Source organism: Pseudoalteromonas sp. BDTF-M6 (assembly GCF_018334135.1).
Lineage (GTDB): Bacteria > Pseudomonadota > Gammaproteobacteria > Enterobacterales > Alteromonadaceae > Pseudoalteromonas.
Genome location: NZ_JAGXTQ010000001.1, coordinates 284,302 through 304,941, shown reverse-complemented (window position 1 = coordinate 304,941; position 20,640 = coordinate 284,302). Strand labels below are relative to the sequence as shown.

At 50.5% G+C, this 20,640-nt stretch carries 17 protein-coding genes and 1 other RNA gene; 6 read left to right on the top strand and 12 right to left on the bottom strand.

Going from position 1 to position 20,640, the window contains the following annotated elements:
• Positions 1 to 31: 31 nt before the first annotated feature.
• The gene (locus KD147_RS01360) at positions 32 to 766 is read left to right on the top strand and encodes a UDP-2,3-diacylglucosamine diphosphatase (RefSeq protein WP_105255396.1); all 735 of its coding nucleotides are present in this window, start codon (positions 32 to 34) and stop codon (positions 764 to 766) included.
• A gap of 89 nt (positions 767 to 855) precedes the next feature.
• Here KD147_RS01360 and miaE read toward each other — a convergent pair whose 3' ends face one another.
• Positions 856 to 1,626 (bottom strand): tRNA isopentenyl-2-thiomethyl-A-37 hydroxylase MiaE, encoded by a 771-nt coding sequence (miaE, locus tag KD147_RS01355; RefSeq protein ID WP_212546625.1) that lies wholly within the window; start codon positions 1,624 to 1,626, stop codon positions 856 to 858.
• Between the two features lie 153 nt (positions 1,627 to 1,779).
• Between miaE and KD147_RS01350 the strand changes: the two genes are divergently transcribed.
• Complete coding sequence (locus KD147_RS01350; RefSeq protein WP_105255394.1) at positions 1,780 to 2,379, top strand: Yip1 family protein; 600 nt, start codon at positions 1,780 to 1,782, stop codon at positions 2,377 to 2,379.
• A 78-nt stretch (positions 2,380 to 2,457) separates the two neighbouring features.
• On the opposite strand, the gene purF is transcribed toward KD147_RS01350, so the two are convergent.
• The 10 genes from purF to fabB form a co-directional block, all read right to left on the bottom strand.
• A complete protein-coding gene (gene purF / locus KD147_RS01345) occupies positions 2,458 to 3,972 on the bottom strand; it encodes an amidophosphoribosyltransferase (RefSeq protein ID WP_105255393.1) in 1,515 nt (504 codons plus the stop codon).
• A 17-nt stretch (positions 3,973 to 3,989) separates the two neighbouring features.
• The gene (locus KD147_RS01340) at positions 3,990 to 4,484 is read right to left on the bottom strand and encodes a CvpA family protein (RefSeq protein ID WP_105255392.1); all 495 of its coding nucleotides are present in this window, start codon (positions 4,482 to 4,484) and stop codon (positions 3,990 to 3,992) included.
• Positions 4,485 to 4,544: 60 nt separating this feature from the next.
• The gene (locus KD147_RS01335) at positions 4,545 to 5,186 is read right to left on the bottom strand and encodes an SPOR domain-containing protein (RefSeq protein ID WP_105255391.1); all 642 of its coding nucleotides are present in this window, start codon (positions 5,184 to 5,186) and stop codon (positions 4,545 to 4,547) included.
• A 12-nt stretch (positions 5,187 to 5,198) separates the two neighbouring features.
• Positions 5,199 to 6,458, bottom strand: coding sequence for a bifunctional tetrahydrofolate synthase/dihydrofolate synthase (gene folC, locus KD147_RS01330; protein WP_212546624.1), 1,260 nt, complete (start codon positions 6,456 to 6,458; stop codon positions 5,199 to 5,201).
• 27 nt (positions 6,459 to 6,485) lie between these two features.
• Positions 6,486 to 7,361, bottom strand: coding sequence for an acetyl-CoA carboxylase, carboxyltransferase subunit beta (accD, locus tag KD147_RS01325; protein WP_105199116.1), 876 nt, complete (start codon positions 7,359 to 7,361; stop codon positions 6,486 to 6,488).
• A 144-nt stretch (positions 7,362 to 7,505) separates the two neighbouring features.
• Complete coding sequence (gene truA / locus KD147_RS01320; RefSeq protein ID WP_212546623.1) at positions 7,506 to 8,294, bottom strand: tRNA pseudouridine(38-40) synthase TruA; 789 nt, start codon at positions 8,292 to 8,294, stop codon at positions 7,506 to 7,508.
• 291 nt (positions 8,295 to 8,585) lie between these two features.
• Positions 8,586 to 11,738: a FimV/HubP family polar landmark protein gene (locus KD147_RS01315; RefSeq protein ID WP_212546622.1), complete on the bottom strand. Its 3,153-nt coding sequence runs from the start codon at positions 11,736 to 11,738 to the stop codon at positions 8,586 to 8,588.
• A gap of 240 nt (positions 11,739 to 11,978) precedes the next feature.
• Positions 11,979 to 12,995, bottom strand: coding sequence for an aspartate-semialdehyde dehydrogenase (locus tag KD147_RS01310; protein WP_212546621.1), 1,017 nt, complete (start codon positions 12,993 to 12,995; stop codon positions 11,979 to 11,981).
• Positions 12,996 to 13,012: 17 nt separating this feature from the next.
• Complete coding sequence (locus tag KD147_RS01305; RefSeq protein WP_212546620.1) at positions 13,013 to 14,128, bottom strand: 4-phosphoerythronate dehydrogenase; 1,116 nt, start codon at positions 14,126 to 14,128, stop codon at positions 13,013 to 13,015.
• 105 nt (positions 14,129 to 14,233) lie between these two features.
• Complete coding sequence (fabB, locus tag KD147_RS01300) at positions 14,234 to 15,448, bottom strand: beta-ketoacyl-ACP synthase I (RefSeq protein ID WP_105255386.1); 1,215 nt, start codon at positions 15,446 to 15,448, stop codon at positions 14,234 to 14,236.
• 186 nt (positions 15,449 to 15,634) lie between these two features.
• Here fabB and mnmC point away from each other — a divergent pair, with 186 nt between their 5' ends.
• Both mnmC and KD147_RS01290 read left to right on the top strand, forming a co-directional pair.
• Positions 15,635 to 17,614, top strand: coding sequence for a bifunctional tRNA (5-methylaminomethyl-2-thiouridine)(34)-methyltransferase MnmC2/FAD-dependent 5-carboxymethylaminomethyl-2-thiouridine(34) oxidoreductase MnmC1 (gene mnmC, locus KD147_RS01295; protein WP_212546619.1), 1,980 nt, complete (start codon positions 15,635 to 15,637; stop codon positions 17,612 to 17,614).
• A 165-nt stretch (positions 17,615 to 17,779) separates the two neighbouring features.
• Positions 17,780 to 18,139 carry a hypothetical protein gene (locus KD147_RS01290; RefSeq protein WP_212546618.1) on the top strand — a complete coding sequence of 120 codons (360 nt, stop codon included), beginning with the start codon at positions 17,780 to 17,782 and terminating at the stop codon, positions 18,137 to 18,139.
• Between the two features lie 51 nt (positions 18,140 to 18,190).
• Here the strand turns inward: KD147_RS01290 and KD147_RS01285 are convergent, their stop codons facing one another.
• Positions 18,191 to 19,057 (bottom strand): flagellar protein MotY, encoded by an 867-nt coding sequence (locus KD147_RS01285; protein ID WP_212546617.1) that lies wholly within the window; start codon positions 19,055 to 19,057, stop codon positions 18,191 to 18,193.
• Positions 19,058 to 19,230: 173 nt separating this feature from the next.
• Between KD147_RS01285 and rnt the strand changes: the two genes are divergently transcribed.
• Positions 19,231 to 19,902 (top strand): ribonuclease T, encoded by a 672-nt coding sequence (gene rnt / locus KD147_RS01280; protein WP_105190008.1) that lies wholly within the window; start codon positions 19,231 to 19,233, stop codon positions 19,900 to 19,902.
• A 164-nt stretch (positions 19,903 to 20,066) separates the two neighbouring features.
• Positions 20,067 to 20,423, top strand: a transfer-messenger RNA (tmRNA) gene (ssrA, locus tag KD147_RS01275).
• Positions 20,424 to 20,640: the final 217 nt, after the last annotated feature.

Below are 20,640 nucleotides of genomic sequence, written 5' to 3'. Positions count from 1 at the left end.
CTCTGTCGCGCTTTTTGCTATTAAGGGCCCCATGAAACGTACGCTGTTTATTTCCGACCTGCATTTGAGCGCCGCTCAGCCAGATATCACCGCCGCCTTCTTTGAGTTTTTAGATACCCATATAGATGCAGATGTGGATGCGCTTTATATTCTCGGGGATTTTTTCGAAGTCTGGGTTGGTGATGATGCCAATGAAGCACTGAGCGATGATATTGCCACAAGATTAAAAGCGATAAGTGATAGTGGCGTTAAGGTCTACTTTATTCATGGCAACCGTGATTTCCTGCTCGGCCAAAAATACGCGGCCCAAGCGGGCATGACTTTGTTACCCGAGCAAACCGTTATCGACCTTTACGGTACCCAGGTGGTACTGCTCCATGGCGATGAAATGTGTACGCAGGATATCGAATATCAAAAGTTTCGCCGCAAGTCACGCGGTTGGTGGTGGCCGCGCTTAATGCTGGCCATGCCGCTTTGGTATCGCCGCCGCGTTGCCCGCAATGCGCGTATCAAGAGTAAAATGAGCCAGCAAAACAAACGCGCCGAGATTTTAGATGTCGAGCCTAGTGCGGTGCTGGAAACCTTTGCTGCCCATAAGGTGGAGCTGATGATCCACGGCCACACCCACCGCCCCGCTATTCATGACCACGGCGGTAAAACCCGGGTGGTACTCGGTGATTGGTATGAGCACAGCTCCTACATAGTAGCCGATGCTAGCGGTCTTACCCTGTGTCATGGCCATGAACGCGAGCGTTTGTTCTTTTAGCAACTCGGCCGATAGCTCTGTTTGAAATAAGCCCAGGCGTAATTTGAACCTGGGCTTTTTTGTTTTAGTTAGTCACTTTTAGTTAGGTACTAAGCGGCAACGGGTGCGCCACTGTGAAACTTAAAATCCTCATCCGGTGAAGCAATTAACTCCGCTTCCACCTCACCAAAAAACGCGATGCGCTCGGAAATATCCTCACCGGCGAGAGCCGAAGCCAAGGTGAGGTAATCCTGATAATGACGCGCTTCAGAACGTAACAGGGATACATAAAACTCTCCCAGGCGCGTATCTACATGAGGCGCTAACATGGCAAAGCGCTCGCATGAGCGCGCTTCGATATAGGCACCACAGATCAGCTTGTCGATCAGGGCTTGTGGCTCATAGGTGCGTACATGGCGCAATAACCCCTTGGCATAACGGCTGGAGGTGATTTTATCGTAGTCGATGCCGCACTCCTGCATGATTTCCAGCACCTGATAAAAGTGATGCAGCTCTTCTTTGATCAGCAGCACCATTTTATCTATGAGGTCCTGGCCATAGGGCACACTAGACTTGGGGATCATGGATTTATTGAGCTTATTGTGATCAGCCAAGGCCTGCCAATCACCCACCTGGCGATAGGTAAAGTCTTCGTAAGGCTTCAGCCACTGCAACAAGGCCTCGCCGCTTTGCTCGTCCACCGCATAACGGCGAATAAGATACATGGCGCTCTGCGCGGCTTTAAGTTCACAGATCAGGTGATCGGTCAGAATAATGCGTAAATTCTCAGGCTTTTTCGCTTCTTCAACCCAGGATTGCGGCGTTTCACATCCTAAAAATGAGTGAATGGGAGCTAATAATTCTTGGTACTTGGCCAGCATAACTTCAATCAATATCTTGGTAATTGGCGCTATTTTACCATATTCGACGCGCTCGGGGACTTTCTTGACAAACGCCAGGCTCTAGACGATACATAAATGAGTGCTGGTGAAAAATAATACAGCCAAAAACCAGTTTATTTAAGGGGTAACTCTATGATTCTAAATCACCTTTGGGGCTTATATGCCCATCCAGTTGAAGAGTGGCAAACCATCGACAATCGCCACGAAAGCCTGCTCTATAGCTTATCGCACATTCTACTCATTGCCTTGATCCCCAGTATCATGGGCTATTATTCGGCAGTTCATTTAGGCTGGAGTGTTGGTACCGGTGATCCGGTTTACCTGACTCACGACAGTGCCTTGATGATCGCTGGCGCCATGTATGCGGCCTTGATTGTCGGCGTATTTGCGCTCGCTTATCTGGCTCATTGGATGGCAAAAACCTTCGGCGCCGAGCCGACCTTCACGCAAACGCTTGAGCTTGCGGCCTATACCTCGACTCCGGTATTTATGGCGGCCTTTGCGGCCTTCTACCCGACTCTGTGGTTTATTGTCTGTGTTGGCCTGGTAGCGCTCAGCTATTCGGTGTATCTACTCTACACCGGTGTGCCGATCCTGATGCATATCCCCTACGAGCGCGGTTTTATTTATGCCAGCTCGGTGGTGACCTGTGGTTTAGTGTTACTGGTGATAATCTTGGCTGCTACCGCCATTTTATGGACCAACGGTATCGTCTCACCCATCTTTAGCTAGCTGACTTCAGCCGCTAGCAATAATTTTAAGCAATAAAAAAGGAGCCTATGGCTCCTTTTTTATTGCTTATGCACGCACTTAATCGTCTTGGTTATGAATTTCCAAGTTGGCCGACATCGCCTTTTCACGACCAGATTTGGCCGAGTCATTACGCAGCTCGTCGATACGATTTAGATAATCCTGGTTAATATCACCGGTCACATAGTTACCATCGAAAACGGAGGTTTCAAAACGGGTGATTTCCTGGTTCTCTTGCGACACCGCAGCAACCAAATCTTCCAGCGATTGATAGATAAGACCATCGGCACCAATGCTGGCATTGATGTCTTCTACTTCACGACCATGAGCGATTAATTCGGCGGCCGATGGCATATCGATACCATAGACGTTCGGGAAGCGTACTTCTGGCGCCGCTGAGGCAAAGTACACATTCTTAGCGCCGGCTTCACGGGCCATTTCTACGATCTGGGCCGAAGTGGTACCACGAACGATTGAGTCATCAACCAACAAGACGTTTTTGCCTTTAAATTCACGGGCAATGGCGTTGAGCTTACGACGTACCGACTTTTTACGCAGTTCCTGACCCGGCATGATGAAGGTACGACCGATATAACGGTTCTTCACAAAACCCTGGCGGTAAGGCAGTTCAAGTACAGAAGCGATTTCCAATGCGATATCACACGACGTCTCAGGAATTGGGATCACCACGTCAATGTCCTTATCAGCCCATTCACGTTTGATCTTCTCACCCAGCTTGGTACCCATGTTTACGCGCGTGGCGTATACCGACATATTGTCTATGGTCGAGTCAGGGCGGGCAAAATATACGAATTCAAAGAGACAGGGGTTGTAAACCGACTTATCGGCACACAATTGTGAGAATAGCTGGCCGTCTTCGGTCACATAAATGGCTTCGCCAGGGGCAACGTCACGGATAACTTCAAAGCCGTCGGTGTCCAGTGCCACGCTCTCTGATGAGAACATGTACTCGGTACCCTTTTCCGTTTCGCGCTTACCAAAGATAAGCGGACGAATGCCGTGTGGGTCACGAAACGCCACCATGCCGTGGCCGATGATCATGGCAATCGTGGCGTAACCACCGATCACCTTAGAGTTCACCTCTGAAATCGCGGCAAAGATATCTTCTGCGCCTAATTTCAGCTTATCGCTCTTGCTCAGCTCATGAGCTAACACGTTCAGCAGGATCTCTGAATCCGAGGTGGTATTAACATGACGGCGTGCCTCGTTGAACAGCTGCTCTTTTAGCTGCTCAGCATTAGTCAAGTTACCGTTATGGGCCATGGCAATACCAAATGGCGAGTTCACATAGAAAGGCTGGGCTTCCGCTGAGCTTGATGTGCCCGCGGTTGGGTAGCGCACATGGCCAAGACCGATATTGCCCTGCAGGCGCTTCATGTGCCTTGTATGGAACACATCTTTTACTAAGCCATTGGCCTTGCGCAGACTGAAGGTATTATCTTCAATCGTAATAATACCCGCCGCGTCCTGACCGCGGTGTTGCAAAACAGTTAAGCCATCATACAAAGCCTGATTAACAGGCGATGTTCCGACTATACCAACGATACCACACATTAAATTTTCCTCGCCGATTAACGGTTAGCTGAATTTAAAAAGCTTGAGTTGTGTTCGAGGTAGTCAAAAAACCACTCGATCACAAAGCCAAATTCAGGGATAAGTCGAGATGCGCTCCACCAGTTTGTATTTGGGGCTCCGGTAAAGGCATCGAGAAAGAATAGGACGGCGCTTACGACCAACACGCCACGCAAAGCACCAAACACGATTCCAAAAACGCGATCGGTACCCGACAAACCGGTGCGTTGCACCAATTCACCTAAAATGTAATTTAACAATCCACCCAACAACAGCGTAGAGAAGAACAATATGGCTATCGCTGCGGCATTTCTTAAAAGGGGTTCTGAAATATTGGTTAGGTAGGAAGCTAAATAGGGGTAAAAGATACTGGATACAAAAAACGCAGCGGCCCAAACGGCCAGCGACATCGACTCTTTAATAAAGCCTCGCACTAAGCCAATAATGGTAGACAGTGCAATAATGCCGGCAATGGCGTAATCAACCCAGATCATAATAACCACTAGTCGTTCGTTTGGGGCGCATTCTAGCGGAGCGAGGCGTTAAATACCAGATCATTTTGTTACTTGAAACTGGGTGATGCGACCTTGTAAATTAGTCAGCTTTTGTAACTTAGGCAGTTGCTTTTCAAGGGTTGCCTTACTCAACTCTGGGCCCACCAACACCTTGGTGAGCGTGCCATTAGGCGTTTTCACTTTACGGGTAAAGACCTTAAAACCGTTGTCTTTGAGCTTGGCCATCAAAGCATCGACACTAGCCTGACGAGAAAAGGCCCCTAATTGAACTACGTACGCCATTTGCGTTAAACCGCTTTGTGCCGGACGCTCCAGAGGCTCTTCCTTGTTTAGGGTCGCAACTGTTACGGTGTCATTTTCAGCGTCGGCTTGTTGCGGTTTTGGTGATGGCTCATCGGCGGTGTTAGCAACCGAGCCGTCGGCCGAACCTTCAGCCACTAGCTTGTCATCGTCCGGAGCCACTTCTTCTACTGCTTCATCTTTGGGTAGCGCAGCCGCATCGGCCTTGGCAGAGAGGGCCTGCTGTAAGTCGATAGACTTGAACTCAGGGCGCTCGGGAATGGCTTTAAAACCTTCCTTGTAGCGCACCTTGTCTCCATCCAAGATGTTGGGAATAAAAACAATAGCAGCAACAACTACAATAGTGGTTCCGATCAAACGATTAACAAACCCTGAGTTCACTCTTTACAGCCCCTAACTCTCAAAAAATGTGATTGCTTCTGCTACAGTGTAAAACGATCCGAATATAATCAAAAGGCTTTGCTCACAAAGTTGTGGTAAAACCGCCTCAATGGCATCACCAACACACGTATGCGCACCAGCCACATTTACCTGCTTACTCAAGGTCTGTGACAGCTGCTCGGCCTGTGTGCCCCTGGGGTTATCCAAGGTAGCTACATGCCAATAATCGACCACATCCTTCATCGCACCAATCACATCATCATGCTCTTTGTCGGCCAACATGCCAACCACGGCATAGATAGTAAGCCCTTGTTGCTTAAAGGATTGTAAACGCTTGGCGAGAAAACGTGCAGATTCGCGGTTATGGGCCACATCCGTAACCACCAGTGGCTTTTCGCCCAAGGTCTGGAAACGCCCGGTGACTTTCAGGGCCTTGAGACAATCGGCGATCACCGTAATATCCGGTAATAGGTTGAGTTTATAGAGTACGCTCAGCGCCGTAGCGGCGTTTTGCGCCGGAATGGCCGGTTGCGCAAAGCACAGATCATAATCGTCCATTTGCCAGCTAAAGGTGACCTCATCTTCGCTGAAATGAAAATCACGACGGGATAAACAGAGGTCGGCGCCAATTTCCTCACCGTAATCGACTACGGTATGGGGTATATCCAAATCGCCCACAATCGCAGGCACACCGGTGCGGAAAATACCGGCCTTGTCATAGCCTACCAATTCGCGGGTATCGCCCAGGTATTCTTTATGATCCAGGTCTACCGTGGTGATCACGCTGGCAACGGGAGTGACGATATTGGTGGCGTCATAACGCCCGCCTAAGCCTACTTCCATCAGCACATAGTCAACATCCATGCGCTTAAAGATGTGTAGCGCCCCTAAGGTGCCGTATTCAAAATAGGTGAGTGCGGTATCCCCTCGCCCTTGCTCAAGCGCGCTGAAGGCATCCACATGGACTTGGTCGTCAAGCTCGGCGCCGTTAATACGCACCCGCTCGTTATATCGAATCAAATGAGGCGAGGCATAGGTACCGACGCTATAGCCCTGGGCTAACAAGAGCGCTTCCAGGCATTGTGCTGTGGTGCCCTTGCCGTTGGTGCCGGCGATAAGAATGATTTTGCTGCGGGTATCAAGCAGGCCAATTTGCTCTGCCACGCGCTGGACGCGCTCGAGGCCCATTTCAATATTGGCAGGATGGATCTGCTCTAAATAACAAAGCCAATCATCTAGGCTAGATGATTGGCTCGGTTTCGAATCTGACATAGGTAAGTTTCTAGATTGCCGAGAAATTTACGCTACTCTATGCTCTTGTTCAGTAGAAGGCAAGTTCATTAACTTGGCCAGCAGACGCGCTAAGGTGTCACGCATTTCGCGGCGGTCAACGATCATGTCGATGGCACCGTGCTCCAATAAGAACTCACTGCGTTGGAAACCATCAGGCAGGGTTTCACGTACAGTTTGCTCGATTACGCGTGGACCGGCGAAACCGATAAGTGCCTTTGGCTCAGCCACGTTAACGTCACCTAGCATGGCTAATGACGCCGATACACCACCCATGGTTGGGTCGGTCAATACCGAAATAAACGGCAAGCCCTTTTCGCTCATCTTCGCCAGTGCAGCACTGGTTTTCGCCATCTGCATCAGTGACATAAGCGCTTCTTGCATACGAGCACCGCCCGACGCAGAGAAGCACACCAGTGGCATGTTGTGCTCTAAACACACATTCACGGCTTCAACGAAACGCGCACCCACTACCGAGCCCATTGAACCACCCATGTAGGCGAATTCAAATGAAACAGCAGCTACCGGAATACCCTTAAGCTGGCCTTTCATGGCCACTAGAGCATCTTTCTCACCGCTGCTCTTTTGTGCAGCGTTGATGCGATCTGAATACTTTTTCGAGTCTTTAAATTTCAAGACATCTTTAGGCTCATGCTGAGCGCCCAACTCGGTGCGACCGGCGTCGTCTAGGAATAGCTCCAGACGCTTACGGGCGGTGATACGCATGTGGTGGTCACACTTAGGACACACGTTCATCGCTTTTTCTAGCTCAGCCTTATAAAGGATGGCGTCACACGAAGTACATTTAGCCCAAACACCTTCTGGGATCTCTTTTTTGCCCGAAGACTTGGTTGTTTTTGGTAAGATCTTTTCTAACCAGCTCATTTGCAACTCTCTTAATGCTTGTTAGTAGCGGGGCAGATGCACCACCCCAAAATTAGCCGATAAATTAGCACAATTAAAACATGAATTTAGTTGCTTAGATATAAAAAACTGGTCGGTGTAGTCCAAACTACCGACCTCTCATGCTTAATTATTAGGTAAAAACAGAGGCCCCAAGGGCGTAGAGGGTATCTGCCACTTCTCGGGATAGTCGACATCAACGAGGTACAGCCCGTTAGGCTTGGCGGTGGCGCTGGCCTGGGTGCGGTCTTTAATCTGCAACAAGTGTTGCATCCAGTCGGGTTCTTGTGCCCCAACGCCTATGTCCATCAGACAGCCGGTGATATTACGCACCATATGGTGCAAAAACGCGTTGGCCTTAATATCGACGACTATGTAATCCCCCACCCGCTCAACGTTGAGATGATGAATATTGCGAAACGGCGTGTTCGACTGACAATGCACCGCCCTAAATGAGGTAAAGTCTTGCTCGCCGAGCATATAGTGACAAGCGGCCTGCATGCGCTCGGCACCCAAAGGGTGATGATAATGGGTCACACCGGAGCGTAAAATACCCGGTCTGTAGGGATGATTGTAGATAACATAACGATAACGGCGAGCGGTGGCACTAAAGCGGGCGTGAAACTCGTCATCCGTTTGCATGGCGTAACGCACGGCAATGTCGTCGGGCAGTTGCGAGTTCATGCCCAGGGTAAAAGCGCCCATATCACGCTTGGCGTGGGTATCAAAGTGTATAACCTGCCCCGTGGCATGGACACCGGCATCGGTGCGCCCGGCACAGGTGATCTCAACCGGATGATCGCAAATTCGCGATAAGGCCGTTTCAATTTCTTGCTGAATACTGCTGACATGGGACTGGCGCTGCCAACCACTGTAGCGAGCACCGTTATACTCAATTCCTAACGCGACGCGCATTGACACTCTTTTCGTTTGCAAAATTTTCGGCATTTTATCTGCTCTGGCCCTAAATAGCTAATACCAATTCTGTTATGTATGTGAGCAGAGATTGCGCTGGATAAATGATATATTCACAAGGCGGAATGTTTCTTATGTAGTTATTCTACATAGAAAAATTTCAACGCCGTGAGCATGATATTTAGCCCGCTAGCGTGATTAGCTATTTAAGTGAACTGGTATAGTCCGGCAGCGACAAAAAAAGCAACCTAGGGCTGCTTTTTATCGATTTACAAGCTTACGCCTAGGCACTTAGCTTTGTAGTCGCTCCTTAAGTGCCTGCGCTTCTTGCTGCAAGGTTTGCGGGCCGTTATCAAGCACCTCCTGCAAGGCCTCCAGTGCCGAGTCGACATCATCAATTTCCAAATAGGCACGAGCTAGATCCAGCTTGGCGCTGTAGCCACCGTCTTCGGTATCGACATCGGTTTTCGGTGTATCTTCCAGCAAATCATCGAACTCACCCAGGCCCACATCCATATTGGCATCCTTATAGGGCTCATCATCGAGCTCGGCGTCATCGCTTTGCGCCAATAGTTCATCGATGTCCACATAATTGCCCTCACTGTCGGTGACCGCTTCAGGCGTTACCTCTGCCGGCTGGGCATCATTTGTGTTTTGGGCTGCATCCGCGGCTTCTTCAAGGTCAGCCAGTTCATTATCACCGTCATGCAACAGTGCCTGAAGGTCTAAATCACCGGCAATATCATCCCCCTCCGGCGAGTGTTCCTGTGACTGAGCCGGCGACTCCGCCAATTCGTCGAGCATGGCATCGAAGTCCGTCTCGCTCAGGTCGGCAAGAAAGTCTTCATCCAGTTGCTCATCATCCAGGGCCGAGTCTTCATCATACTCGGCGGCCAACATGGCATCTATATCAAACTCATCGGCGTCGGCCATCGCCTCGCTCAGCTGCTGCTCGGTGGCACTGCTGAACTGCTCATCCATTTCCAGTTCGGGATAATCCTCAAGCTGTGCGCTGGGATTGTTCACATCACCCAAGTCGACTTGTTCGCTAAGAAGGTCGGCGTTACTTTGCGATTCGAGGTCGTCGTCCGCCAACAAGGGATCATCACCCAGGTCGATGTCTAAGTCTGCGTCAACAGCATCGAGAGATGCCGCTGACTCGGCTAAATTGTCACCGGATAGGGCTGTATTTGAGGTCTCGACTGAAAGCTCGGGTGAAAGTTTAGCTGAAGGCTCGGGTGAAAGCTCGGCTGAAGGCATGCTGGCGTCGCCACTGTCTTCTTCCGCTAGAGGCTCGTCCAGCTGCGCCAGTGGATCGTCCCCCGCATCCAAATCGTCGCTCAGTGCCAGCGCCTCGTCCAATTCATCCTCAAGTAGCTGTGCAGATTTCTTGGTGGGTTCAGCTTCATCAAGCTCACTTAAGCCTTCCTCTTCGAGTTCATCAAGCGTGTCGTCGCCTTGCTGAACCTCATCCAGCAAATCATCGATATCGAACTCATCCGCAACCTCTTCTACTACTTCGGCAGAATGCTCGGCTGAAAGCTCAGGCAAGTCCTCGGGTAATACCTCATTTTCTTGCTCGGCTGAGTGCTCAGGTAAATCTTCAGGTAGAAGTTCGGCTGAAAGTTCGGCTGAAAGTTCAGGCAAGTCCTCGGGTAATACCTCATTTTCTTGCTCGGCTGAGTGCTCAGGTAAATCTTCAGGTAGAAGTTCGGCTGAAAGTTCCACTGAAAGTTCATCTGATTGCTCGGCAGAAGGCTCGGCTGAAGGCTCGGCCACAGACTCATCTTGTTCGTCCTGAACCTCGTCAAGTAGATCATCGATATCGAATTCATCCGCGACGTCTTCTACTACTTTGGCTACCTCATTTTCCTGCTCACCCGAGAGCTCGGGTAGATCTTCAGGTAGAAGTTCGGCTGAAAGTTCGGCTGACGGCTCGGCTGAAAGCTCAGATACGTCCTCGGGTAATACCTCATTTTCTCGCTCATCCGAGTATTCGGGTAAATCTTCCGGTAGCGTATCAAGCAAGTCATCAAGAGCAGGCTCCACACTGCTAGGCGCTTCTGTCGCAAACAAGTCATCAATTTCGTCATCACTCAGCGCCTCCATATCGTCGCTGGGCAAATCAAAATTCTGCTGAAGGACCGCTTCCTCCGGGCTAATGTCTTTTTTGCCATCATCGCCAAAAAGCAGATCGTCATCGGCAAGCAGATCATCTAACTCATCTTGTTCTAGCAAGGAGTCTATACTCTTGCCGTCATCATTGTCGTCGTAGAGGGTATCATCGCTGCCCTCATCAAGCTGGATACCCTGCTCTGCGAACATGTCCCCCAAGGGGTCCTCCAAAGGGTCTTCCAACGGCTGGTCTAAAGGGTCATCCAGAGGCTCGTCTAAGGGCTCATCAAGGAAGTCATCCAGGCGTTCCTCAAGAGTGTCATCGAGCGGCAAGTCTTCCAGGGTATCGTCGCCCTTCGACAAATCCAGCTCGTCCAATCCACTCGTAGGCCTAGTCGCTGCAATCGGCTGTGACATGTCCATCAAGGGCTCTTCGGCGACCGGCTTTGAATCCTCGCCCTGGTTGCGCTTTTTCAAGAACACCACCACCAGCGCCAAAATGGCTAGCGCCGGTAAGGTCATCATTAACAGTAAACTCAACCAACCCGGCAGGGCGTTAAACCAGCCGGCATTTTGCTCTTGTTGAATTTGCTGTTGCCGCGCCATGGCCTTACGTTCGGCCATAAATTGCTGTAGCTGTTGCTGCAACTCGGCATCTTTTTCATCGAGTTGCGCCTTAACCTGGGTGAGCTGTTCGGTGATCTTCTGCAATTGTGCTCGCAGACGATCATTGTCCGCCAAGATCGACTCCGCATTGCTTACCGAAGCGCTAAGCTGCTGTTGTAGTTCGATTAAGCGCTCATTTTGCTGCTGTTTCAGCCGCTCCAGTTCTAATTCCAATTCTTGTTTTGCTAGGGCCGCTTGCTGTTGACGCGCGGCACTCGCTTGCTTGTCTGTGGTAGTGGTAGTCGAAGTGGCGCTGGCCCCCGCCTTGTTACCTGCCGCGGAGGCGGTTTTAAGGCCGGCCCACAGCTTGTCATCCTGCTCCGATTTGGCCTTGGCCTGCTGCGGATCAACGGTGCGAATTTCCCTCATTGACGGTATCTGTAAGTAAGCACCGTCACGCATGTGATTGAGGTTGTTATCTAAAAAGGAATTTGGATTCTTTTCATACAGCGCGACCATAACCTGGTACATGGTCACCGAATTGTCCGGGCGCACCTTGGCAGCGATACGCCACAGCGTATCGCTGGGTTTGATGGGACCGATAGCGCGACCTTGCTCGCTATTATCAACCCCTTTGGGGCCGCGAATTTCGGTGCTTTGCGCACTGGCACCCCCATGGCTCAGGGCTAGGAGTAAAAAAAACAGGGTAACTAGAGAGCGCATGCTTTTCCTTTACTAACGTTAAGTGCTGTATTTGCAGGACCGTGGGCAAACGAGCATTTTTTGACGATTCGTTATTATTTTTGAGCTTTATTGCGTTTTATAGCAAGTATTATTCCACCAGCAAACTATAAACCAGATATGGGTGAATATCCACGGCCAAGGTAGCAATTTCAAGGTATATCGAAGCAGTTGATATGTATAAAAAAAGCGGCCATTGGCCGCTCTCTTTTTAGACACAGTTTAGAGGTAATGAGCAATCAGCTCTTCGGCAATCTGTACACTGTTGGTTGCCGCCCCTTTACGGGTGTTATCACTCACCACCCACATATTTAAACCATGGGGATGGGAGATATCCTGGCGGACACGACCTACATACACGCTGTCGTTGCCGCTGGCATCGGAAACCGGCGTTGGGTAATCATGCTCGTTTTCGATAAGCTCTACACCCGGCGCATCCTGTAATAACTGCTTAACGTGCTCAATGTCCACCGGCATACGGGTTTCTAAATGAATGGCCTCGGCATGACCGAAGAACACAGGCACACGTACCGCGGTTGGGTTTACCATCACGGTTTCATCACCGAGGATCTTCTGTGTTTCCCACACCATCTTCATTTCTTCACGGGTATAGCCATTATCTTCAAAGGCATCGATTTGCGGGATCACGTTAAACGCCATCTGCTTGGTGAAGACTTGATTATCCAGAGGACGGCCGTTCATCAGATTAGCGGTTTGTTTTGCCAGCTCGTCAACCGCTTCTTTGCCGGCACCCGACACCGCCTGGTAAGTAGAGACATTAATGCGTTCAATGCCGTAAGCATCGTAAATTGGCTTGAGCGCCACCAGCATCTGGATGGTTGAACAATTTGGGTTGGCAATAATATTGCGGTTACGGAAATCCGCCAGACTGGCCGCATTCACTTCCGGCACAACCAGAGGCACATCATAGTCGTAACGAAACTGTGAGGTATTGTCGATCACCACACACCCAGCCTCGGCGGCGATGGGCGCGTATTTTTCAGAAACGCTGCCACCGGCTGAGAACAAGCCGATATGCGCATTAGCAAAGTCGAATTGCTCAACATCTAGCACCTCAATGGTTTCGCCGTTGAATTCAATCTCTTCACCCGCCGAGCGGCTGCTGGCCAATGGGAACAGTTGGTCAACCGGAAATTTTCTTTCCGCCAAGGTCTCTATGATTTGACGGCCCACTAAACCAGTGGCGCCCAATACCGCGACATTATATTTTTGCGACATGTGTCTTCCTCAAGGCGTTAAATACTAAACCCAAACGCTGCCAAGGCGCTCAGGTAAGGGTTGTTGCCACCGAGCGTCAAGGTACTGAGCTCGCGGCGAACCGGATAGGTTTTGCGCAACAGATCAAAGCCGTGGCTATGCAGTTGTGCACGTAAAATGGCGTCATCACGACGCACATCGTAAATTAGGTGAACCAGGGCACCAAGCTCCTCCTTGCTCCAACTCTCGCTCAGAGTGAGCTGAGCTAGGCTTGGTGTCGGTAAGTGCTGCGCTAAATCACTGCTAGGTGTTAGACCCAGGTGCTGGCACAGGGCTTGATACAGCATCAAGGTGCCACGGCCCTTGCCTTCTAGCGTGTGTCCGGCAATATGCACCGAGGCCAGCTCCACATAGGGCAACAAGTCTTCGAGTATGTCCGGCTCGTTTTCCCACACGTCCAAGACCAAACATAAATCATCTTGGGCTTGTTGACGCACTAACAGGGCCTGATTATCGATAACATCGCCACGACTGGCGTTGATCACAATTTTACCCTCGGCCAGAGCATCAATGCGCTGCTTATCGAGTAAATGATAGGTGCAATGCTCACCGTCTTTAACCAGAGGCACGTGAAAGGTGATGATATCGGCCTCGGCTAACGCCGCCTCCAGGCTGTGCCAGTCATCGGCATCACCGCGCGCCTGCCGTGGTGGGTCGACCAACAGGGTTTTCACACCGATAGCGGCGAGTTTATCCGCCAGACACTGGCCGATATTGCCCACACCAACAATGGCGATGGTTTTGTCGAACACCGAGAAATGCTGCTCTTGCGCCAGGGCAAACACCGCACTGAGCACATATTCGGCTACGGCCACCGCATTACAGCCTGGGGCACTGGCAAAAGGCACCTGGCGCTCGGCCAGGTAGTTTTGATCTATATGATCCACGCCTATGGTGGCGGTGCCGACAAATTTTAAGCTGGTATTTTGCGCCAATAACGCAGCATTAACCTGGGTCACCGAGCGCGTCAGTAATACGTCCGCATCCTTGACCATTTCTGGAGTCAAGGCCCTGCCATCGAATCGCTCAATTTCGCCCAGAGGGGCAAAAAAGGCATCCACAAGGGGCATGTTTTGGTCTGCTAATATTTTCATTATTTATCCTAGCAACAACGGCGGAGCGCTATTTTAATCATGCTGCTGCCACAAAGCAAAAAAGCCACGCAATTGCGTGGCTTTTTCTGCAAACTCAGGTCGGTATTAAGCTTTGTACTTGCTCATTACCAAGGTCGCGTTGGTGCCACCAAAACCGAAGCTGTTAGACATCACGGTGTTAAGCTCAACATCACGACGCTCAGTCACAATGTCTAGGCCTTGTGCCTGCTCATCCAGCTCGTCGATATTGATAGACGGCGCTACGAAGTTGTTCTCAAGCATTAGCAGTGAGTAAATCGCTTCGTGTACACCTGCCGCGCCTAGGGCGTGACCCGTCATCGCCTTGGTTGCACTGATAGCAGGTGAGTTACCACCGAATACTTCTTGAATCGCACCCAGCTCTTTTACGTCACCCACAGGTGTCGAAGTGCCGTGCGTGTTCAGGTAATCAACCGGCGTGTCTAGGTCTTGCATGGCCTGGCGCATACAACGTACCGCACCTTCACCCGAAGGGGCTACCATGTCGTAACCGTCAGACGTGGCACCGTAACCTGTGATTTCAGCGTAGATGTGCGCGCCACGAGCAAGGGCATGCTCTAGCTCTTCTACAACCACGATACCGCCACCACCAGAGATAACGAAACCGTCACGGTTAGCGTCATAGGTACGTGATGCTTTTTCAGGAGTCTCATTGTACTTAGTAGACAAGGCACCCATGGCGTCGAATTCCATTGCCAGGGTCCAGTGTAGCTCTTCACCACCACCGGCGAAGATCACATCTTGTTTACCCAGCTGAATTTGCTCAACCGCGTGACCGATACAGTGTGCAGATGTGGCACAGGCCGAGCTGATTGAGTAGTTAACGCCTTTAATTTTAAAAGGAGTGGCCAAACACGCAGAGGTGGTGCTCGCCATGGTACGAGGAACCATGTAAGGACCTACACGCTTAACGCCTTTTTCACGCAGGGTATCCGCCGCTTCAACCTGGTACTTAGATGAACCACCGCCCGAACCAACGATAAGGCCGGTGCGCTCGTTAGATACTTGCTCATCCGATAGTTTAGAATCGGCAATCGCCTGTGCCATTGAGATATAAGCATAAGCCGCCGCATCACCCATAAAACGGAATGCTTTGCGATCAACGTGCTCTTTTACATCTAAATCTATGCTGCCAGAAACCTGGCTGCGAAGGTTATATTCAGCAAACTCCGGGTTAAAAGCGATGCCGCTTTTGCCCGTTTTTAAAGACTCTAATACTTCTTCTTTATTATTACCGATGCTTGAAACCACACCGATACCCGTAATGACGGCTCTTCTCATGAGAATTTACCCTGCTTATTCCTAAATTGCGTGTAGTGTACGCGGAAACTTCCTACGAAGTGGTCATTCCAGCGTACATCTGTACTCTGAATTTTTCAAGCGTGTCGCGATGATCTTTTGGTGACAATATACGTGCCGCTTTAAAGACGCTAAAATAGTGGCCAAACTGTTAAGCCTTGAGTCTTCATGATCACCCACGCGACTATCCATTTTAATGACACCGGCACCCCGGTTGCCGATGCCTTTGACGATGTTTATTTTTCCAACGAAGACGGTTTGGCCGAATCTGACTTTGTATTTTATCAGCATAATCATATAGATGAGAGATTAAAAACGCACCCGCGCAAACATTTTGTGATTGCCGAAACCGGTTTTGGCACCGGCCTAAACTTTCTTAACGCCTGGCATCGCTTTAGCCAGTGTGCCGATAAAAAGGCTGAACGCCTGCATTTTATCTCCTTTGAAAAATTTCCCATTCGCAAAGAAGACCTGGCCAAGGCCCTGAATAACTGGCCACAGTTGAGCCAATTCGCCGAGCAACTGCTGGCCCAATACCCGGATGCCCTGCCCGGTTGCCATCGTTTGCATTTCGATAAGGTCACCCTGGACTTATGGATTGGCGATGTACAAGACTCCTTAACACAGCTTAATTATGGCAGCGCCGGACTGGTCGACGCCTGGTTTTTAGACGGCTTTGCACCGAGCAAAAACCCGGATATGTGGCAGCAGAGCCTTTTCGATGCCATGGCCCATTTAGGCCGCGAGCAGGCCACCTTTGCCACCTTTACCGCAGCCGGTTTTGTCCGTCGCGGCTTGAAGGGTGCCGGCTTTGAGGTACAAAAAGTAAAAGGCTATGGTCGTAAACGGGAGATGATCGTCGGTCAGCTGACTACACCTACCGCACAGGCCAACTACCCTGCTCCCTATCAACGCCAGGCTCGCACCTTAAATAAGGTCGCCATTATCGGCGGCGGCATCGCCAGCAGCCTGTTGTTGCATCGCCTCAGCGCCCGTAATATAGCCGCCACCTTGTTTTGTGCCGATGGCGATTTGGCCCAGGGAGCCTCGCATAATAATCAGGGTGCTCTGTATCCGCACCTGCAGGCGGATGTGTCACCTTCAAGCGAATTCTTCGCCCATAGCTTTATCTACGCCAAACGCCTTTATGAGCAGTTGCTGGCCGATGGCTATGCCTTCGACCATCAATGGTGCGGCGTCTTGTTACAAGGCGTAAAAGAGGAAATGCGCAAACGTCATGCTAACCTGGTGGCCAAGGATAACTGGCCAAGCTGGCTTATCCATGAAGTGGATGCCGAGCAGGCCAGCAAATTAGCCGCCGTGGATATTCCTTATGGCGGTCTGTTTATCCCCCAAGGCGGCTGGTTGAGCCCACCGCAACTGGTACAGGCGCTAACGAATGCCGCCTGTCAAAAAGTGGCACATGAACTCAACTTCAATACCCCTATCCGGTCCCTGTGCCAACAAGACGGACAATGGTATCTAGAGGGCGAGCAGCAGACCTATGGCCCGTTCAGCGATGTCTTTATTTGCATGGGTGAGCACAGCGATAGCCTGCTGCCGGGTCAGGGGTTGGCACTGCAAAGCGTGCGCGGACAAGTGTCACACCTGCAAAGCAGTCCAGCGTCAAGCAAGCTCAATACCGTGCTCTGTCACAAGGGCTATTTCACCCCGAGTAATCGGGGCGCGCATTGCATGGGCGCCACCTTTACCAAGGACACCCAAGAGAGGGATATTCGCGCCGAGGATAACGACAGCAACTGGCAACAATTTGCCGACTTTTATGGCCAATGTGAATGGACCGAGGAATTAGGCAGCATTAGCGGGGCGAAAGCGGCGATACGGGCCACCTTAAGCGATCACCTGCCGCTGTTTGGTCAATATGCCCAGGACCATGAGTATATGAAGGCCTTTCCGCAACTGGGTGTGGGTGTTTGGCAACAAGCCGAGCCGTTGCAGCACGAGTATACCGGTTTGCACCTGTTTACCGGCCTGGGAGCAAGGGGATTATGCAGTGCGCCTCTCTGCGCCGAAGCTCTGGTCGCGAGCCTGTGTGATGAGCCAAGCCCACTGAGTTTACGGGTCGATCAGGCGCTACACCCGGCCCGATTTATTATCCGCGGCCTAAAACGCGGACAAATAACATGATTTTTCGTTAAACATGGGTTAACTTTATATATGATAAGTAATAAACCTGAACTGGGATAGTAACTGCTTGAGCTGTAACTTATTTATTCTCTTAGCAAGGACAAGGCGAATAAAGCCCTAACCCCACAACGCAGGTTAATAATTTTATATAAATGGAGTGAAATCATGAACAACGCGCTTCGTCGAGCGGCAACCTTAACATTTGCGGGCCTGTTAATGGCCGCCAGCCAACAGGCTAACGCCGACTTATCTATTTTGCCGTTGCCAGAAGATTTTAAAACCCACATGACGGTGGAAAAGAAGTACCCTATGGTATTGGACGGTTTCACTCGCCTTAGCGACACTCAAATACAGGCGTTTTACAGCGATAAATTAGGTGAGCCAATGAAGATCACCAGCGATATCGACCGCTTTACCCTGTTTTATAATGTTGCTGGCCACCCGCTGCGCATCGCCGTATACCAGCGCGGTGAATGGACGGAAATCAGCGCCATGGTCAATGCCAAGACCGCCGGCGGCATGTAAACACAAAAAAAGCCAGCATCTCGCTGGCTTTTTACTTTCCTCTCATGCCTGCTAAGGCTTGGCTATTTGGATCACCACGCGGCGGTTTTTACCCCGACCGATCACGGTTTCATTCGACGCAATATGGCGCTTTTCACCGAATCCAGTGGTAACCAACTTACCCTCATCCACGCCCAGTTCTTTTATATACTCGGCAATGGCCTCGGCCCGACGCTTTGATAGCTCGAGGTTATTCCAACGTCCGCCGTAACTATCTGAATAGGCGGCAATGGTGATCGACTCTATCTCTTTATCATGCTTGAGGTATTCGCCAATTTGTTGCAAACGCTGCTTCGACGACTTGGTTAAATCACTGGAGTTTTTCTTATAATTCATCACCGTAAAGGCAATGTCTTCAAAACTATAGGGAAGCAAGGCATCGCGGCATTGCAGAAAAGTCCAATAGGCAGATGGGAAATTTATTGCCGATAGGGCCACGGCAATGCGATCTTGCTCATTACGCCAATCCTGATAGTAAAAGGTCGGCTGATTGCCTTTTTCCAGCTCGGTCAGCATCAGCCAGGCGGTGTCGTTATTAAGCTCACCATCGAACTGACGTAATAGCTCCATGGATGCCAAAACCTTCCCCTGGTGACCCGGACGCCAGCTTGGCGGCACCGATTCTAACGCCGCGACATCGTAGTTATTGGGGCGCACCACCATATCGAGATTAAAGCGTACGTCTTTGTTTTTACTGGCAACGCTGCGAAATACCGCATCGCCATAAAAAGGTACCGGATGACTAAGCTGACACTGCAGGCGAGAGTTTTCGACCATTTGCCACGTTGATGATTGCGCATCGGCCGCATAGGTGCGCATGGCTCCCTCGGCACCGACACTGGCCACAAGTGCCATAACAATGGCGGTATACTTAATCATGGGTTGCCCCACCTCGCTGGTTCTTTGACATCAAATTACATTCTCACTTTACAAGCAATATACATACCATTACCTAGTAGCCCTGTGACTAGAATAATTTTTCCTTAGCCCTGTTGGCCGCGTCGAGTTTTTGCCATAATAGCCGACCTTTATCGGCTTTGGGCAGTAATTAGATGGCAGACGCACAACAACCTCTTTTTTCACAACGCTTTCGCGGCTTCTTTCCTGTAGTTATCGACGTTGAAACCGCTGGCTTTAATAAAGAAACCGATGCGTTATTGGAAATTGCCGTCACCACCCTAAAAATGGATGACCAGGGCGTGTTGAGCCTGGACCAAACCCAGCATTTTCATATTACCCCGTTTGAAGGGGCCAATATTGAGCAAGCGGCCATCGAATTTAACGGCATCGACCCGTTTTGCGCGCTGCGCGGTGCGGTTGACGAGCTTGATGCGATGAAAAGCATTTGTAAGTTTGTGCGCAAGGCACAAAAGGATGCGGGCTGCCAACGTTCGGTGGTGGTTGCTCATAACTCCGCATTTGATCACGGCTTTCTTAATGCCGCCATTGAGCGCTGCAAAATTAAGCGCACGCCGTTCCACCCCTTTGTGAGCTTTGATACCACCTCTTTAGCGGGATTGGCACTGGGGCAAACCGTGCTGGCCAAGGCCTGTCGTGCCGCTGGCATCGAATTCGATAACTCTCAGGCACACAGCGCCCTGTATGATACCGAGCGCACCGCCGAGCTCTTCTGTTATATCGTCAATAAATGGCAAGCCCTCGGCGGCTGGCCTTTGCCGGTCGAAGAATCAGAAGAAGCGCAAGAGCAAACGGCCTCGGAGTAGCTCCGATACCCGCAAACAGGGCTGATGATAAGTCTTTTGGTCTGCAGAGCGCATTTTCTTGCACAGTAATTAGGCTAAGGCTCCTGATTTATAACAATTTCTAATATCGTGCTTGTGGTAAAGGCGCCGACTCAGTTATACTACAAGGACTGAAACGTATTTCAGGGGCTGATTAGGATTCGACGGGATTCAAGAAGCCTAAGGTGCATGTCGAGGTGCGGTTGGCCTCGTAAAAAAGCCGCATTTAAAGTAATCGCAAACGACGATAACTACGCTCTAGCGGCATAATAGCCCGCTAGCACTTCTCCGGTGTATGTCTGTGGACCCGGTTCTGAAGTGTCACCCTACACGGACTCGCTACGGAAACCCTGGCCGGGGTTGAAGGGCTAAAACTAAGCGGCCTCGCCTTTGTTTATCGTGTTCGTCCGAGACTCAAAGGTTAACCAATAGACGATACTAAACATGTAGGACCGAAGGTCGACGCTTTCCGGACGGGGGTTCAAATCCCCCCAGCTCCACCACTCAAACACCCACCAAGCCCCCACTACACGGGGCTTGGAAGGGTTTTTACCTAATAAACACCCACTGAGCACCCACTACAAAGTACACCCCTGCTACACACACCGCCACTGCTGAGTTTCAGCCAAATCATTCATTAAATTAAAAACATCGAATTCCACTCAAATTACACGCATAGTACACACAAAATTTTCGACTTTTTGGCGGTGAAACGGCGTA

Coding starts and splice junctions, on each gene's coding strand:
- KD147_RS01360 (WP_105255396.1), top strand. CDS start 32: ATGAAACGTACGCTGTTTATTTCCGACCTGCATTTGAGCGCCGCTCAG.
- miaE (WP_212546625.1), bottom strand. CDS start 1,626: ATGCTGGCCAAGTACCAAGAATTATTAGCTCCCATTCACTCATTTTTA.
- KD147_RS01350 (WP_105255394.1), top strand. CDS start 1,780: ATGATTCTAAATCACCTTTGGGGCTTATATGCCCATCCAGTTGAAGAG.
- purF (WP_105255393.1), bottom strand. CDS start 3,972: ATGTGTGGTATCGTTGGTATAGTCGGAACATCGCCTGTTAATCAGGCT.
- KD147_RS01340 (WP_105255392.1), bottom strand. CDS start 4,484: ATGATCTGGGTTGATTACGCCATTGCCGGCATTATTGCACTGTCTACC.
- folC (WP_212546624.1), bottom strand. CDS start 6,458: ATGTCAGATTCGAAACCGAGCCAATCATCTAGCCTAGATGATTGGCTT.
- accD (WP_105199116.1), bottom strand. CDS start 7,361: ATGAGCTGGTTAGAAAAGATCTTACCAAAAACAACCAAGTCTTCGGGC.
- truA (WP_212546623.1), bottom strand. CDS start 8,294: ATGCGCGTCGCGTTAGGAATTGAGTATAACGGTGCTCGCTACAGTGGT.
- KD147_RS01315 (WP_212546622.1), bottom strand. CDS start 11,738: ATGCGCTCTCTAGTTACCCTGTTTTTTTTACTCCTAGCCCTGAGCCAT.
- KD147_RS01310 (WP_212546621.1), bottom strand. CDS start 12,995: ATGTCGCAAAAATATAATGTCGCGGTATTGGGCGCCACTGGTTTAGTG.
- KD147_RS01305 (WP_212546620.1), bottom strand. CDS start 14,128: ATGAAAATATTAGCAGACCAAAACATGCCCCTTGTGGATGCCTTTTTT.
- fabB (WP_105255386.1), bottom strand. CDS start 15,448: ATGAGAAGAGCCGTCATTACGGGTATCGGTGTGGTTTCAAGCATCGGT.
- mnmC (WP_212546619.1), top strand. CDS start 15,635: ATGATCACCCACGCGACTATCCATTTTAATGACACCGGCACCCCGGTT.
- KD147_RS01290 (WP_212546618.1), top strand. CDS start 17,780: ATGAACAACGCGCTTCGTCGAGCGGCAACCTTAACATTTGCGGGCCTG.
- KD147_RS01285 (WP_212546617.1), bottom strand. CDS start 19,057: ATGATTAAGTATACCGCCATTGTTATGGCACTTGTGGCCAGTGTCGGT.
- rnt (WP_105190008.1), top strand. CDS start 19,231: ATGGCAGACGCACAACAACCTCTTTTTTCACAACGCTTTCGCGGCTTC.